Source organism: Limnoglobus roseus (assembly GCF_008254045.1).
GTDB lineage: Bacteria > Planctomycetota > Planctomycetia > Gemmatales > Gemmataceae > Limnoglobus > Limnoglobus roseus.
Genome location: NZ_CP042425.1, coordinates 9206031 through 9220541, shown reverse-complemented (window position 1 = coordinate 9220541; position 14511 = coordinate 9206031). Strand labels below are relative to the sequence as shown.

Annotated in this window: 17 protein-coding genes; 15 read left to right on the top strand and 2 right to left on the bottom strand. The window is 65.6% G+C overall.

All coding sequences use genetic code 11. The annotated features are described in order from the left end of the window. The first annotated feature begins 133 nt into the window (after positions 1-133). Positions 134-2140, top strand: a complete 2007-nt coding sequence (locus tag PX52LOC_RS39445) for a tetratricopeptide repeat protein (RefSeq protein ID WP_149115235.1) — start codon at positions 134-136, stop codon at positions 2138-2140. 17 nt (positions 2141-2157) lie between these two features. Here PX52LOC_RS39445 and PX52LOC_RS39440 read toward each other — a convergent pair whose 3' ends face one another. Continuing rightward, entirely contained in the window at positions 2158-3936 is a 1779-nt protein-coding gene (locus PX52LOC_RS39440) for a serine/threonine-protein kinase (protein WP_149115234.1), read from the bottom strand. An 82-nt stretch (positions 3937-4018) separates the two neighbouring features. Then, entirely contained in the window at positions 4019-4789 is a 771-nt protein-coding gene (locus PX52LOC_RS39435; protein ID WP_149115233.1) for an MBL fold metallo-hydrolase, read from the bottom strand. A 153-nt stretch (positions 4790-4942) separates the two neighbouring features. Here PX52LOC_RS39435 and PX52LOC_RS39430 point away from each other — a divergent pair, with 153 nt between their 5' ends. The 14 genes from PX52LOC_RS39430 to PX52LOC_RS39370 all read left to right on the top strand — a co-directional run bounded on the left by PX52LOC_RS39430 (position 4943) and on the right by PX52LOC_RS39370 (position 14468). Next, complete coding sequence (locus PX52LOC_RS39430; protein WP_168219493.1) at positions 4943-5878, top strand: acyl-CoA desaturase; 936 nt, start codon at positions 4943-4945, stop codon at positions 5876-5878. A 9-nt stretch (positions 5879-5887) separates the two neighbouring features. Continuing rightward, positions 5888-6901, top strand: a complete 1014-nt coding sequence (locus PX52LOC_RS39425) for an NAD-dependent epimerase/dehydratase family protein (protein WP_149115231.1) — start codon at positions 5888-5890, stop codon at positions 6899-6901. 25 nt (positions 6902-6926) lie between these two features. Continuing rightward, positions 6927-7394 (top strand): macro domain-containing protein, encoded by a 468-nt coding sequence (locus PX52LOC_RS39420; protein ID WP_149115230.1) that lies wholly within the window; start codon positions 6927-6929, stop codon positions 7392-7394. 87 nt (positions 7395-7481) lie between these two features. Further along, positions 7482-8363 carry a hypothetical protein gene (locus tag PX52LOC_RS39415; RefSeq protein WP_149115229.1) on the top strand — a complete coding sequence of 294 codons (882 nt, stop codon included), beginning with the start codon at positions 7482-7484 and terminating at the stop codon, positions 8361-8363. A 97-nt stretch (positions 8364-8460) separates the two neighbouring features. Continuing rightward, positions 8461-9513, top strand: a complete 1053-nt coding sequence (locus tag PX52LOC_RS39410; RefSeq protein ID WP_149115228.1) for an RluA family pseudouridine synthase — start codon at positions 8461-8463, stop codon at positions 9511-9513. A gap of 67 nt (positions 9514-9580) precedes the next feature. Continuing rightward, the gene (locus tag PX52LOC_RS39405; RefSeq protein WP_149115227.1) at positions 9581-9928 is read left to right on the top strand and encodes a hypothetical protein; all 348 of its coding nucleotides are present in this window, start codon (positions 9581-9583) and stop codon (positions 9926-9928) included. A gap of 69 nt (positions 9929-9997) precedes the next feature. Continuing rightward, a complete protein-coding gene (locus PX52LOC_RS39400; RefSeq protein WP_149115226.1) occupies positions 9998-10363 on the top strand; it encodes a DUF5658 family protein in 366 nt (121 codons plus the stop codon). Positions 10364-10369: 6 nt separating this feature from the next. Continuing rightward, on the top strand, positions 10370-10597 hold the full coding sequence (locus PX52LOC_RS39395; RefSeq protein ID WP_149115225.1) for a hypothetical protein: 228 nt from the start codon (positions 10370-10372) through the stop codon (positions 10595-10597). Between the two features lie 9 nt (positions 10598-10606). Continuing rightward, positions 10607-10756: a hypothetical protein gene (locus PX52LOC_RS41530; protein WP_168219492.1), complete on the top strand. Its 150-nt coding sequence runs from the start codon at positions 10607-10609 to the stop codon at positions 10754-10756. Positions 10757-10784: 28 nt separating this feature from the next. Continuing rightward, the gene (locus PX52LOC_RS39390) at positions 10785-11777 is read left to right on the top strand and encodes an ABC transporter permease (protein ID WP_149115224.1); all 993 of its coding nucleotides are present in this window, start codon (positions 10785-10787) and stop codon (positions 11775-11777) included. A 47-nt stretch (positions 11778-11824) separates the two neighbouring features. Next, positions 11825-12526, top strand: coding sequence for a cytidylate kinase-like family protein (locus PX52LOC_RS39385; protein ID WP_149115223.1), 702 nt, complete (start codon positions 11825-11827; stop codon positions 12524-12526). Continuing rightward, positions 12526-13296, top strand: coding sequence for a purine-nucleoside phosphorylase (locus PX52LOC_RS39380; RefSeq protein WP_149115222.1), 771 nt, complete (start codon positions 12526-12528; stop codon positions 13294-13296). Before PX52LOC_RS39385 ends, PX52LOC_RS39380 begins: the two co-directional genes overlap by 1 nt. 64 nt (positions 13297-13360) lie before the next feature. Then, a complete protein-coding gene (locus PX52LOC_RS39375; protein ID WP_149115221.1) occupies positions 13361-13753 on the top strand; it encodes an STAS domain-containing protein in 393 nt (130 codons plus the stop codon). A gap of 67 nt (positions 13754-13820) precedes the next feature. Beyond that, entirely contained in the window at positions 13821-14468 is a 648-nt protein-coding gene (locus PX52LOC_RS39370; protein ID WP_149115220.1) for a class I SAM-dependent methyltransferase, read from the top strand. The last annotated feature ends 43 nt before the right edge of the window (positions 14469-14511 follow it).

The following is a 14511-nucleotide window of genomic DNA, read 5'->3' as shown; positions in this document are numbered from 1 at the left end:
CAACAAATCACCCCCCGACACCGCGGGTAAACTCCAGACGCTTCACCCCTTGACGCACGCTCGTCTGCGCGTTCCAATGTTCCGAAGCCGGATGAGATTTCTTGGACTACGAAACCCGCTCCCGGAGCTTGGAATGTCCCTCTTGCGCCGCGTCTCGCCCCTGGTATTGCTGGTCTTCCTGGCACCCCTGTACGCCGCCGACGCGCCCGACCCGGAACCGTCGGACGACCGCATCTTGTACGAAGGCCCCATCCCCGGCGTGGTCGTGACCAAGCGGCGGATCGCCGGCGACACCCAGGAAGTGAAGGGCACGATTCAGTTCGTCACGAAGGACGCCGTGTTCATCCGCCGGCCGGGCGGGTCGGTCGACGTGTTCATTGGAACGAAGACGCCGTTCGTCAAAGTCGAAGCGCAGGACGGCAAACTCGCCTGGACGTGGGACGAAAAGAAGAACGAACTCAAAGGCCCCACGTCGGCGATCCGCCGGCCGGACACGTCCGTCGTGACGCCGCCGTCGGAGTCGGAAGCGAAGTACCTGTTCTTCGCGCTGGAACGCCTCCAACAGCGGACCGACCAGGCGCTGCTCGAGGGCGACGTGAAGTTGCTGAAATACCTGAAGGAGCGGGCCGAGTTGCTGAGGGAGTATGCGTCCAAGAAGGGCGTGCCGGGGCGGCTCCTCGACCTGTACGACAGCCTCCCCGCTTACGTCGAGCGGCAGAAGACCGTGGAGATCGAGCGGTCTGATTTCATGGAAACGCACGGCCGCAAGGTGTCCGAGGTGACGCTGCGGGACAAGGAAGCCGGCATCCGGGCCACCATGCGGCAGACGAAGGCGCTCGGCGAGGTTTACCGGAACGCGATCCCGTCGGTGAGCGTCGGCGGCTACTTCGGCCGGTGGGGGACCGGCAGCGGGTATGTGAGCGCGCACTACAACTACGGCGGCGCGATGGCCGGCGTCATGAACATGATGGTGGCCCAGCAGGGGTACGAGTTGGAGAAGTTGCGGCTGATGTTCGCGAAGGACATCCTCGACACCGAGAAGGCCAAGAAGTACGCGGAACTCGACAAGCGGATCACGGCCAACCGCGAGGCCCGCATGAAGGAAATCGCCCGCGGCGGTGAGTCGATCTTCGGCCTGCCGCGGGACAAGGAGTACGAGCAAACGCAGGAACTCCTCACCAACCTGCAACTGAAGGGCGACTACCGCCCGTTGGTGGCGATCCTCGGCGAGCGGTCCACGCGGGACGCCGGCAAGGAGAAGTGGGGCAATCCGTACACCCTCCACGACATGTACCACGCCACCGCCCAACTGCCGACGGCCGACCGCGAGAAGCAATCGGACGCGCTGTTCCAACTCGCGACCCAGGCGACCGACGCGATCAAGTTCGTCCCCGGTGGCCCGATCTACAACGCCGACCGGGCCGAGTTGATGCGGTCGGCCGCCGGGCTGGCGAACCTGTCCGCCATCATGGAGTCGAAAGACGGTGGGTGGGCGAGCGTCTACAGCCCGAAGGCCGCCTACGGTGCCCGGTTGATCGAGCGGGCCATGGAGTTCGACCGCGTGGACGGCAGCGGCGAGAGCCGCGAGCAACTCGGCGTGGCCCTCACGCTGGCCGGCCGCAAGACCGAGGCCCTACGGTACCTGACGGAAATCCGCGAGTCGCGGAAGACGTCGCCGACGTTCCTGTACAACCTCGCCCGCGTCTACGGCGTGAACGGCATGGGCAAAGAGGGTATCGCGGCCCTTGAGGACGCCGTCGCGGGCGGCTTCAACGACGTGAAGTCGCTGGCGCTCAACCCCGACTTCATCGCGCTCCGCGGCACCAAATTCGACGCGCTGGTCACGCCGAACCTCCACGTCGTCTTCGTCTGGGCGCGGAACGCGATCGACAACTCGCACCGCATGGAGATCACCAATCGCTCGCCGTTCACGCTGACGAACGTGCGCGTGACTTTCGAAATGGTCATGACCAACGGCAAGAAGAAGACCTTCACGCAGAAGATCGACCGCCTCGACCCGAAGCAGCAGTTCGACTGGAAGGACGTCTGCTCCGACGCCCAGCGCCTGGTCAGCACGGCGTTCATCACGTTCGAGGCCGACCAGGGGAAGACGAAGAAGTTCAAGCCGGAAGCGAAGTAGGCGGGCGCGGCCTCCCGTCAATCCTTGTACGGGAGGCTGTTCAAGTCGGTGCCGGTGGGGTCGGCCTTTGGGTGGTCCCCCCACCACGCGAGGGCTTGTTCGCCCGTCCAGTCAGCGGCACAGCCGCACCGGGCCAGGGCGGCTTCCAAATCGGCGGCCTTCGCGTACCGCTTCTCCAGCGACTTCGCCAGACACCGATCGACGACGGCCGCGAGGTCGGCCGGCACGTCCGGGTTGACCTGCGCGATCGGCTTCGCGTTCTCGTTCACCACGGCCAGGAGGGTCTTCACCGGGTTCTCGCGGTGGAACGCCTCGCGGCCGGTCAGCAGGAAGTACATCACACTGCCGAGGCTGTACAGGTCGCTCCGCTCGTCCAGGGTCATGCCCTGGGCTTGTTCCGGCGACATGTACTCCGGCGTGCCGACGATCAGGCCGTCGCGGGTGATCCGCGCCTCCGGGTCGTCGTCGGGCGTCAGCGATTGCACGAGGCCGAAGTCCACCAACTTCGCCTGGTCGTGCGGGCTGCCGTCCGGCAGGACGACGATGTTCGACGGCTTGATGTCGCGGTGGACGAGGCCCATGTTGTGCGCCTCGCGGAGCGCCCCGCACACCTGCCGCATCAGGTGGACCACCCGCTCGGGCGGCAGCGAGCCGTGGCGGTTGACGATCTCTTCCAGACTCAACCCGGCCAGGTACTCCATGACGTAGTAGAACGTGCCGTCGTCCGCCCGGCCGTGGTCGAAGATGACGACCGTGTTCGGGTGGCGCAGCTGCGCCGTGATCTGTACCTCGCGCTCGAACCGCTTGACTTGCTCCGAGTTGTGCAGGTACTTCGCGTGAATCCGCTTGACCGCGCACGGCCGCTTCAGGAGCGCGTGTTCGGCCAGGTAAACCTCGCCCATGCCCCCTTGCCCGAGTTTCCGCCGGAGGCGGTACTGGCCGAGTTCGCGGACGGCTTGTTTCGCGACTTGTACTTCTTCCCGCAGGGCGGCCGTCTTCGCCGTGCCGAAGATCGCCAACCCCGCCCCGGTCGGTAGCATGGTGAGCGCCACCGCGAACAGCACCCACTTGTTGCGGTACGTCGGGCCGTGGAGGCCGACGGCGATGCCGTCGATGAGCAGCGCCGCCAGCACCGTGGCCGTGATGACGCCCACCCCGCGGGCGAGCGTGTTCGGCACGAGGACGCCGTGGAAGACGATCAGCGCGAACCAGTTGAAGTGGACGATGAGCGTCGCCGCCAGGACCGAGTACTGCTCCTGGCGGGCGGCGACGTCCGGGGGCGATTCCAGGCTGCCGTACAGGATGTCGGCCGTCAGCAGGGCGAACGACCAGTAGGCGAAGAACAGGCCCATCGCCCCGAAGACGGCGATTTCCACCACCCGCAGGCCGGTCTCGGGAACGCTCCGCAACCGCCACAGCCCGACGGCCACGCCGAGTTGGATCGCCACGACCGTCCCCGACAGGATCACGCCGGTCCACCCCACGACGGGCCGGCCGAACAGTTCGATGAACCCGATGAGCGTCGAGATGAAGAAAAAGAAGAACGGGAACGCGGCCACGAGGCAGCAGAGCATCAACCGCTGGTGGAAAAGGGCCTGGGCTTCCGCGTCGAGTTTCGCGACTACGGGAGCCCCGTCGCGGGCTTGTTCCAGAATGCCGAGTTGGAAGTTGGCGGGCAGGATGGCGGAGTCGGAGAGCTCGTAGTCGGTTTCGTCCGACGCGGGGTCGAGCGGGTCCAACGGGGACATCCGCGTGGTCGAGTTCGTGCGGCGGTTCTTGACCGGGGTGACGGGCATAAACCCAACTCGGACGTCACGGACGGGAGGGCCGGCGAGTCGGCCTGAATCTGATTGTAGCAACCCCTCACGCGACGGGCGGTTACTTCTTCTTCATTTCGCCCGGGGAGAGCAGGATGATCGTCGGGGCGTCGGCCTTCGCGTCGGCCGGGATGGCGAGTTCGTTGCTCGTGAGGACTTTTTTCACCTTCAGCTTCTGGCCGTCGAGGAACTCGTCCGGGCCGTTGAGGTCGTCGTAGTTCGGCAGGCCGTAGTGCATCGGCAGGATGAACAGCCGCGGCTTGAGCTTCTCGACGAGGGCCTTCGCCTGCTCGCCGTTGATCGTGTACGTGCCGCCGACGGGGATCATCAGCACGTCGACCTTGCCGATGGCCTTGATCTGCTCGTCGTTCAACTCGTGGCCGAGGTCGCCGAGGTGGCAGAAGGTCAACCCCTCGGCCTCGACGATGAAGATCGTGTTCTTCCCGCGGGCGAGGCCGTTCTCGTTGTCGTGGTAGCTGGCCACGCTGCGGATGCGGATGCCGCCGACCTTCTCGTCGATCCGCTCCCACTCGACGCGGCCCTTATTTTCCTTCAACCCTTTGAAAACGCGGGCCGACTTGGCCCCTTCGACGGCTTCCAGGGCGTTGTGGTCGTTGTGTTCGTGCGAGATGAGGATGACGTCGGCCGTTACGATCGGCCGGCCGAACGCCGGGATCAGGTGTGGGTCGAGGACGATCTTCTTGCCAACGGGCGTTTCGATCTGGAAGAACGACTGCCCGAACCACCGTACCTTGAACGACTTCGCCGGCTGAGCGGCCGCGGTCGCGAGCATGAGGAGCGAAATCGAGAGCGCGACAAGACAACGGAGCATGGCGGGATTCCCGGCGGGGCGTGTGAAGTTGAGGTTATCGGATGCGGTGCGGTTCCGCAACTCTCACCACCCCGGCCGGGTCGAACGGCCTATGAATTTCCGCCCGTTCTGCCTAAGATGTCCATTCTCACTGCCGTCAGGAGTTCGTCGCACGTGACCACCGCCATCGTACGCCCGAAGCCCCGCATCATCCCGCTGTTCCTCGGCGTGCTGATCGGCTTCCACCTGCTGCTGCCGATCGCGTTCTTCGAGCCGTTCTTCACGTGGTGGTTCCCCGCGTACCTGCTCATCGGCAACTTCATCTTCGGCAGCATCGGCATCAACCTCGCCTACCACCGGCTGCTCACCCACCGCTCGCTCGAACTGCCGAAGTGGCTTGAGAAGACGTTCACCATCTTCGGCATCTGCAGCCTGGAGACGCCGCCGTTCAAGTGGGTCTGTGTCCACCGCATCCACCACCAAAAGAGCGACATCGACGGCGACCCGCACAGCCCGAAGGAAGACTTCTTCTGGGGGCACATGGGGTGGATTTACACCGACGACCCCCGCATGAACTCGTTCATGACCTACGACAAGTACATCCCCGACCTGCTCGAAGACGACTGGCTGCGGTGGATCCACAAACGGAACCGCTGGGCGAAATTCTACGTCGCCCACGTCGTGTTGCTACTGGCTCTCGCGGCCGGCATCGGCTTCCTCGTCGGCGGCGTGGACACGATGATCACCGCGACGGCCCAGATGTTCGCCTGGGGCATCATTGCCCGCACCGTGTGGGTCTGGCACATCACCTGGTTCGTGAATTCCGCGGCCCACCGCTGGGGCTATCAAAACTACAAGACCGGCGACTTCAGCCGCAACACGTGGTGGGTCGCCCTGTTGACCAACGGCGAGGGCTGGCACAACAACCACCACGCCGCCCCGCGGTCGGCCAGCCACGGCCACCGCTGGTGGGAAGTGGACCTGACTTACACCTTCATCCGGATGCTGGAACTGGTCGGCCTCGCCAAGAACGTGGTGCCGATCAACGTCCACAAGAGTAAGTTGGACTCCGCCCCGGCCGAACCGGCCGCCGTTTCCACGAGTGCGTGATTGTCTTCCATGTCGCGATACGCTTCGATCCTCATCACGGGTGCGTCGGGGGAAATTGGCCACGGTCTGATCGACCGCCTCAGCGGCGGCCCCCGGCCGATCATCACCCTCGACCTGAATCCGCTCGCCTCCGAAGTCGCGAAGAAGGTTCGCAAGGAGTTCGTCGGTTCGATCCTCGACACGCAGATGCTTGAGCGGATCAACGCCGAGTACGAGGTCGATGAGGTTTATCACCTCGCCGCCCTGCTCTCGACCCGCAGCGAGTTCTCGCCGGCGCTCGCCCACAAGGTGAACGTCGAGGGCACGCTGAACCTGTTGGAGTTCGCCCAGAGGGAGGGCGAATCGCACGGCCGACCGGTGACGTTTTTCTACCCGTCGAGCATCGCCGCCTACGGCTTCCCGACCCTGCGGGAGAAGACGGAAGCCGGGCGGGTGAAGGAAGACGAACACCTGCAACCGACGACGATGTACGGGGCGAACAAGCTCTACTGCGAACACCTCGGCCGGTACTACGGTCGGCACTACAAGCAACTCGCCACGGACAAGCTCGGCAAGATCGACTTCCGGTGCATCCGCTTCTCCGGCCTGATCTCGGCGCTCACGGTGCCGAGCGGCGGCACGTCGGACTACGCCCCGGAGATGATCCACGCGGCCGCGAAGGGGGAGCCGTACTCTTGCTTCGTCCGGCCGGACGCCCGCATCCCGTTCATGGCGATGCCGGACGCGGTGGAAGCGGTGCTGAAACTGATGCACGCCCCGCGGGAGAAGTTGTCGCGGGTGGTCTACAACATCGGCGCGTTCGCTCCGACTGCCGAGGAAGTCGAGCGCGTGGTGCGGGAAGCATTTCCCAACGCGGCCGTCTCGACGAAGGTGGACGGGAAGCGGCAGAGCATCATCGACAGTTGGCCGGGCGACGTGAACGACGGGGCCGCCGTCCGCGACTGGGGGCACGCCCCGCGGTACGACTTCGCCGCCGCGTTCCGCGATTACCTCATCCCGACGATCCGCAAGCGGTACGCATAACGCGGCCCAACCTCACCCACCACCGATGGAACTCCACTTTGTCGAAGGTGATTTGCTCGACCAACCGGTCGAGGTCATCGTCAACGCCTGGAACCGTAACCTCTTCCCCTGGTGGCTGTTGCTACCGCAAGGGGTGTCGCGCGCCATCAAGCGGCGAGGCGGCAGCGAGCCGTTTCGCGAACTCGCCGGCCGGGGGATGATCCCGCTCGGTGGGGCCGTCGAGACCGGCGCGGGTACGCTGCCGTTCAAGGCGATCATTCACGTCGCGGGCATCAACCTGTTGTGGCGGTCTTCGGAGTGGTCGGTGCGCGAATCGGTTCGCAACGCGATGGCCCTTGCCGTTCAGCAGGGATTTCACTCGATCGCGTTCCCCTTGATCGGGGCCGGGTCGGGCGGGGGCAAAGCCGATCGGGTCCAAAATTGGATGCGAGAGGAACTGCAACTGATCAACTTTGAGGGGGTCGTCTTCGTGGTCCGTTACAACAGCCGGTAGCCGCCCCGTTGCCCGCGTCCGGGGTTCGACATAGCATAACTGACTAACGGATTGTAGCGGACGCGCCGGTTCTCCCGAGGACTGCCCATGAAGATCGAACACAACGACCCCCTCGAGAAGAACGACCTCGCGGAAGGGCTGAAGTCGCTGGCCGGCAAGGCGAAGGGCGGGCAGTTCGTCAACGTCCGCTTCCTCGCGCTGGCCGTGCTGTTGGTCGCCATCGTCGGCGTTTGGTTGTACCTCCGCGGGTCGGGCCGGAAGTCCGACGCCGAGATGTGGCGGAACTTCGACAACCTGAACACGCCCGACTCGTACGAGAAGTTCGCCGAAGGGCACGCGAACACGCCCGCCGGCCGGGCCGCCCGGGTGCAAGAGGCCCGCGTGCTGATGTCGCAGGGCATTTCGCAGCTCATGCTTCAAGCGTTCGAAGCGGACGCGCGTAAGAAGACGATCGACAACATCGACAAGGCCCGCGAGCAGTTCACGAAGCTCGCCGACGACTACAAGGACGACCTGACGATGCGGGCGCAGTGCCTGGAAGGGGCTGCGAAGGCGGAGTTGGCCCTTGTGGGCATCCCGAAGGACGCCGCCAAGGAAACGTCGCCGGAGAACTCCCGCGGCAGCGTCAAGAAGGCGGCCGAACTGTACCGCGAGTACGCGAAGACCGTCGGCGACAAGACCGTCCTCGGCGAGCAGGCCACAAAGAAGGCCGCTGATTTGGACGCGAACGCGAAGACGATCTTCGAACTCGGCAGCAACCTCAACAACAAATTCAAGTACCGCCCGCCGGTTGAGGAGCCGAAGAAGCCCGACAGCCTGACGCCGCCGAACCCGACGAAGCCGAACGAACCGGTCGCCCCGTCGATCCCCGCACCGACCGTATCGGGCATCCCCGGCGCGGCCCCAACGCCACCCCCGCCGCCGGCCCCGACCCCACCGCCGCCACGGGCGTCGAGTCGGTCGAACTGATACCGCCCTGATAACAAGGCAGGGGAAGGGGTCGGGAGTTGTTTCACCGTGAAACAACTCCCGACCCCTTTTTCGGCCCGCGTCCTTACTGTGCCCTATGACCGACGCCGAACCTGAAGACGAACCGCTCGACGACGAAGCCCTGCCGCCGTCGCCGCCCACGTTGCGCCGCGGACAGGAGCCGATCGAACTCGTCGTGAAGGTCAAGACCGAGGGCATGCGGCTCGACCACTACCTGCACCTCAACTTCCAGGACTTCAGCCGCAGCGATTTGCAAGAGGGCATCCGCGACGGCACGATCACCGTCAACGGCAAGCCGTCGAAGCCGAGTCACAAGGTTCGCAACCACGACGTGCTGAAGGTGACGCTGCCGGAACCGGACCACCCGGCCCCCATCGCCGAGAACATTCCGCTGGAGATTCTGTACGAGGACGAGTTCCTCGCGATCGTGAACAAGCCCTGGAACATGGTCGTCCACCCGGCGAAGGGGAACTGGAGCGGCACACTCGTCAACGCGCTCCAGTTCCATTTCCAGGGCCATCTGAGCCAGGCGAACGGCAGCCATCGCCCCGGCATCGTCCACCGACTGGACAAGGACACCAGCGGCGCGATCCTCGTCGGCAAGGAGGAGCACACGCACCGCGAGTTGGCGCAGATGTTCGAACACCGCAAGATGTTCAAGGAGTACATCGCCCTCGTCGGCGGCGAACTCGACCGCGACAGCGACTACATCGAGGCCCCGATGAAGATGCACCCGCACGACCGCCTCAAGCAGATCGTCTCGAAGGACGCCGACGCGAAGGAGGCGGTCAGCTACTACGAAGTCGTCGAACGGTTCCGCGGCTTCACGCTCGTGAAGGTGCAGCCGAAGACCGGCCGCACGCACCAGATTCGCGTCCACCTCGCGCACGTCGGCTGCCCGGTCCTGTCGGACAAGCTCTACGGTGGCCGCAGTTCGTTCCGCCTGTCGGAAGTGCTCCAGAAGCCGCTCGACCCCGACGAACTCCTGCTGGAGCGGCAAGCCCTGCACGCCTTCCGCCTGCGGTTCAAGCACCCGCGGACGGCGAACTGGCTGGAAGTCGAAGCCCCGCTGCCGCCGGACATGCGGCGGACGCTGGACATGCTGCGGGAGCACCGGCCGGCGCGATAGTCCGTTCTCTCTTGCCCATTTCTTCGCACGACGGTATGAGGGCGGTCGATCCGAACGAGGACGACTCATGCCCCGCTTGCCCGTCGCGGTTGCGATCTTCGGATCGCTCACGCTCCTGCCCGGCTGCATCACGCTTTTCTCGAAGACGGAAGTCGTCCGCGACGGGGAAGCCCGCCGCCCGGTGAAGTTCGAATGCCAGGAAGCGGCCGACAAGTTCGTGGCGGCGGCGAAGTCCCGGGACCACGAGATCGGCAGCACCTACGTCGGCGTACCGTTCGTCACGCTTTACAACAAGGACACGAAACTGTCCGAGGTCGCCGCGTGGAACGACGCCGTCTCGCGGTGTGACACCGACCAAGACGGCCTCATCACCTTGGTCGAGGCGGCCGTCTTCGAGAAGTTCCCGAAGGACTGACGACTGACACGCGGCCGCGGTCGGAGTAAGGTGGACGGGGAGGGCACGCTCCGTCAATCCGGGAACCCCATGACCGCCCGCCGCTTCTGCCTGTACGGGATGCTCGTGTTCGGCCTGCTCAGCGTCGTCGATTTCGTGACGACGTTCGCCCTCGTCCTGACCAAGCCCGGCGCGTACGAATCGAACCCCGTTGCGGGGGCGTGGCTGGAGAAGTACGGCTGGCGCGGGCTGGCCGGGTTCAAATCACTTTCCGTGTTAGTCGTTCTGGGCGCCCTGGGTATCGTCTGTTGGCGGCGGCCTCGGCTCGGTGCGTGGGCCGTCGTGGCGGCCTGCTTTGCGATGCTGACCGTCGCGATCTACAGCCGTCACCTGATGCTCCAGCCGACGCCCGAACCGGACCCCGTCGAGGAAGTCTGGGACGACGATGAGGAGTGAACGACCATGTCCGACCCCTTCCCCGTCGAGAACCGGGCGAACCTCTCGCCCGAGACATTCGAGGAATTGGCCGGGATCGTTTCTCGCCAAACGTCCATCAAGCACGCCCTCGACTGGCTGCTCGCGATGTCGCCGCCGGCCGTGCCGGTGGACGCGATCGCCCAAGACGAGTTCAGCCACGACATCCCGTTCCCGTACCCGGCCGGGTGTTGGCTGGTCTACGAGTGTACCTGATTCGGCGTGGTGACGGCGGTCGCCGTCTGGGACCACCTGCCGACGCCGGACGAACTCCTCGACGCAAGGCTGGCCCGCGGGTGGACGCCCGTGCCGACGGCGATGAAGGAGGGCAACGTCATCCTCGGCCACGCGGCGTGTCGGGTGCGGGGCGGTTAAGGCATCGCTTCACCCATATACCGAACTCATGACTTCCCCCGCGCCGTCGGCCGTCCGGGCGTTCTTCGCCCTCGTTCGCCTCACCTTCCTCCGGCACTGGCGGATTCGCACGCTCGCTTGGGTGACGTTCGGCCTCGTCTTCCTCACGGCCACGGCCATCGCCGTCTACACCCACGGACCGGTCGGGTGGCGGTTAGAGAACCGGCCGGGCTGGATCGCCGACATCAAAACCGATGGGGCCGTGCGGATGACGCACCGGCAGTACGCGGAGGAGCGACTGCCCCTCTACGCATTCTTCCCGGGGCCACCAGGACAACTGGCGATCAAGCTCGCGCCGATCGCGGCAGTGCAGTTCCTGCTCGTCAGCGAACATCCCGAGGCCGAGAAGTTCCGCGATGACTACGCCTTCTTGCGGTTCTCGCGGTGGGTGGTGTTCGGCCTGTTCCTCGGCTTCGTGATGCCGTTGTTCGTGCTCGCCTACGCCTCCGGGGCGATCGGCGGCGAGCGCGAGAGCCGCACGCTCATCTGGCTGGCGACGCGGCCGATGCCCCGCGGGGCGGTCTACCTGGCGAAGTTCCTCGGCGTGCTGCCGTGGTGCGTGGCCGTGTCAGTGGCCGGGTTCGCGGCGGTTTGCCTCGCCGGCGGCGAACTCGGCCGGTTGGCGTTCGAGGTGTACCTCCCCGCCGTGTTCGCCGGCACCATCGGCCTGTCGGCCCTGTTTCACCTGATGGGGGCCATCTTTCGCCGCCCGGCGGTCGTCGGTCTGGTGTACGTGTTCTTCTTCGAAACGCTGGTTGCGAACCTGCCGGGCAGTCTGAAGCGTCTGAGCTTGAACTATTACGTGCGGTCGATGATGTACAATGAAGCATCCACCGTGGCGGTCGTGCCGGAAGACCAACTGGAGGTCTACGACCCGGTGACGCCGACGACGGCGTGGGTCGTGCTGCTGGCCGCCTCGATCGTGCTGACGCTGGTGGGTATGTGGTGGTTCGCGAAGTTGGAACCGAAGGACGACGTGTAGCCGCAAGGAAATAATTGCCGTGACGCAGACACCTGCGAGGAACAGCCATGACGGACATCGTTGAGAATCAGCCCCCCCGGCACGGGTACCGGGGCGAACCCGCGGCGCCGACGCCGAGCCTGACGCGGCCGCACGGCCTGACGCTGGCCGTCAGCCGCGAGGTCGGCTCCCGCGGCGGCAGCATCGCCCGCCGCGTGGCCGAGCGGCTCGGCTGGCAACTCTTCGATCAGGAGGCGCTCGACTTCCTCACCCGCGATTCCGTCGCCCGCGAGGAACTGCACGCCGAACTGCCGGCCGGGGCGAAGGAGTGGGCCGAGTTCCAACTCGCCCGGCTCATCAGCAAGAACGTCATCGCGCAAGGGGCCGACGCCATCGACACCGTCGGTCTGATGCTCGCGCTCGCGGCCCGCGGGGAGACGATCATCGTCGGCCGCGGGGCGGGCTTCGTACTGCCGGCGAAGACGACGCTGCACGTGCGGGTCGTTGCACCGATTCAACAGCGGACGGCGTACATGGCCGACCTGCTGCGGCTCTCGCCGACGGACGCGGCCGCCGAAGTCGCCGGCCGCGAGCAGCGCCGCCGCGAGTACCTGTCGCACTTCGTAACGCCGACGACGGAGGCGACCGCGTTCGACATGGTGCTGAACTCTGCCCGCCTCGGCGTCGAAGCGTGCGCCACGCTCATCGAACACGCCGTGTGCGACCGGCACGCCGGGGAAACCGCCCGCGAATCGCCGGACGCGGCGTGATGGCCGCGTTCGCCGCCTTCCGCGATTCAGCCCGATCACTTGCCCCCGAGGCCGCCGTCGTGCTGGGTTCTGGCCTCGGCCCGGCGGTGGAACGCATTTCCATCGTCGCCGAGGCGAAATTCGGCGACCTGCCCGGCTTCGCGGTCCCCACGGTCCACGGCCACGGCGGGCGGGCGATCTTGGGCCACTGGGCGGGCGTGCCGGTGCTGGTGTTTCAGGGCCGGATGCACTTCTACGAGGGCCACACCTGGGAACGGGCCACGGCCACCGTGCGGCTCGCGGCCGAGTTGGGCGTGCGAAAGCTGTTATTAACGAACGCCGCCGGCGGCATCTGCGACGACCTGCACCCCGGCGACCTGATGCCGATTCGCGACCACCTCAAACTGCTCGACCGCGATGCGTGGAAACGCCCCGCCGAGCCAATATCCGTTTATTCGCCGCGGCTGCTCGCACTTCTTCCCGAAACTTTCACTGGCACTTACGCTGCTCTCACGGGGCCAACCTATGAGACGCCGGCCGAAATTCGCGCGTTGAAGGCAATGGGGGCCGATGCGGTCGGCATGTCCACGGCCGTCGAAGCGGAAACGGCTGCAAAACTCGGGCTGGAGGTGGCCGCGATCTCGTGCATCACGAACAAGGCGGCGGGCCTGTCTTCCGGCGTTTTGGACCATTCCGACGTGCAACACGTCGCCGGTCAGCCGGAGGTCGTGGGCCGGATGGCGAACTTGTTGGAGCGGCTGATCGTAGAAGGAGGGCCGGGAATTCCTTGAATTGGGTGGCGTCTCGGTTTAACGTGGTGACACGCAGTCCATCCGTCACGGCAGGGTCCGGCTCATGAGTACCGACGAGAACGTGCAACAACTTGCCCACGAATACTTTCAGGTGAAGCGGCACGGCGACATGGCCGTCCTCGTCCCGTCGCCGGAAGTCGAGAACCTGCCGGACACGGTCATCAACACGGCCGCCCAGATGGTCCTCGCCCCGTTGAAGGAAGACCCGCCCACGAACCTGATCGTCGACCTGACCGGCGTCCGCTACTTCGGCTCGGCGTTCATCGCATTCCTGTTACGCTGCCACCTGCCGGTGAAACAGCAGGGCGGCGAGTTGGTGCTCGCCGGCGTGAACGACCGCATCCGTGAACTGTTGAAGACGACCGCCCTCGACACGCTTTGGGCACTCTACACGACTCGCCAGGAAGCGATGGACGCCCTCGGCGGCTCGGACTGAGTCGAATCCTCATCGTCCCTTCAGACATCCCGTACTAGGCTTCCGGCACACGCCCGGAGCCTCTCTCGTGGGTTCGCCCCTTCGCCTACTCCCCCGTGCCGATCTCATCCAAACGGGGCCGGTCGATCACGCCGATTGGAACTACAAGTTCCCCCTCTCGTGGATCAGCCGCTCTCGCATTCGCATGGTCGTGCGGATGCTGCCCGCCCGCGTCGGCCGGATTCTCGAAATCGGTTACGGCAGCGGCATCGTCCTCCCCGAATACGCCGGTCGGTGCGACGAATTGCACGGCATCGACCCGCACCCGTATCACCGCGAGGTCACGGCCAGTTTGCGGCGGCACGCCGTCATCGCGGCACTCGTCAGCGGCACGGCCGAGCAACTCCCGTACGCCGCCGGCTACTTTGATCGCGTCGTGTCGGTGAGCGCGCTGGAGTTCGTCCCCGACGCGGCCGCCGCGTGCCGGGAGATCGCCCGCGTACTCGCCCCCGAGGGTCGATTCCTCATCGTGACGCCGGGTCATTCGCGCGTCGTCGACTTCGGCTTGAAGATGATGGCCGGCACCATCGCGAAGCAGGACTACGGCGACAAGCGGCAGCGATTGCTGCCAACGTTGTTCGAACACTTCCGGCCGCTCCGCCGATCGAAGTTCCCGCCGCTTCTTGGGGCCGTCGTGCCCTTATACCGGGCCTTCGAACTCACACCGCGCGAGTGACCGCCTACCCGTTCCCGTGGATCGGTTTATACTGGCAGTCCCT

Excerpts from the sequence above, each read along its gene's own strand:
- PX52LOC_RS39445 (WP_149115235.1), top strand. The coding sequence starts at position 134 with ATGTCCCTCTTGCGCCGCGTCTCGCCCCTGGTATTGCTGGTCTTCCTG.
- PX52LOC_RS39440 (WP_149115234.1), bottom strand. The coding sequence starts at position 3,936 with ATGCCCGTCACCCCGGTCAAGAACCGCCGCACGAACTCGACCACGCGG.
- PX52LOC_RS39435 (WP_149115233.1), bottom strand. The coding sequence starts at position 4,789 with ATGCTCCGTTGTCTTGTCGCGCTCTCGATTTCGCTCCTCATGCTCGCG.
- PX52LOC_RS39425 (WP_149115231.1), top strand. The coding sequence starts at position 5,888 with ATGTCGCGATACGCTTCGATCCTCATCACGGGTGCGTCGGGGGAAATT.
- PX52LOC_RS39420 (WP_149115230.1), top strand. The coding sequence starts at position 6,927 with ATGGAACTCCACTTTGTCGAAGGTGATTTGCTCGACCAACCGGTCGAG.
- PX52LOC_RS39415 (WP_149115229.1), top strand. The coding sequence starts at position 7,482 with ATGAAGATCGAACACAACGACCCCCTCGAGAAGAACGACCTCGCGGAA.
- PX52LOC_RS39410 (WP_149115228.1), top strand. The coding sequence starts at position 8,461 with ATGACCGACGCCGAACCTGAAGACGAACCGCTCGACGACGAAGCCCTG.
- PX52LOC_RS39405 (WP_149115227.1), top strand. The coding sequence starts at position 9,581 with ATGCCCCGCTTGCCCGTCGCGGTTGCGATCTTCGGATCGCTCACGCTC.
- PX52LOC_RS39400 (WP_149115226.1), top strand. The coding sequence starts at position 9,998 with ATGACCGCCCGCCGCTTCTGCCTGTACGGGATGCTCGTGTTCGGCCTG.
- PX52LOC_RS39395 (WP_149115225.1), top strand. The coding sequence starts at position 10,370 with ATGTCCGACCCCTTCCCCGTCGAGAACCGGGCGAACCTCTCGCCCGAG.
- PX52LOC_RS39390 (WP_149115224.1), top strand. The coding sequence starts at position 10,785 with ATGACTTCCCCCGCGCCGTCGGCCGTCCGGGCGTTCTTCGCCCTCGTT.
- PX52LOC_RS39385 (WP_149115223.1), top strand. The coding sequence starts at position 11,825 with ATGACGGACATCGTTGAGAATCAGCCCCCCCGGCACGGGTACCGGGGC.
- PX52LOC_RS39380 (WP_149115222.1), top strand. The coding sequence starts at position 12,526 with ATGGCCGCGTTCGCCGCCTTCCGCGATTCAGCCCGATCACTTGCCCCC.
- PX52LOC_RS39375 (WP_149115221.1), top strand. The coding sequence starts at position 13,361 with ATGAGTACCGACGAGAACGTGCAACAACTTGCCCACGAATACTTTCAG.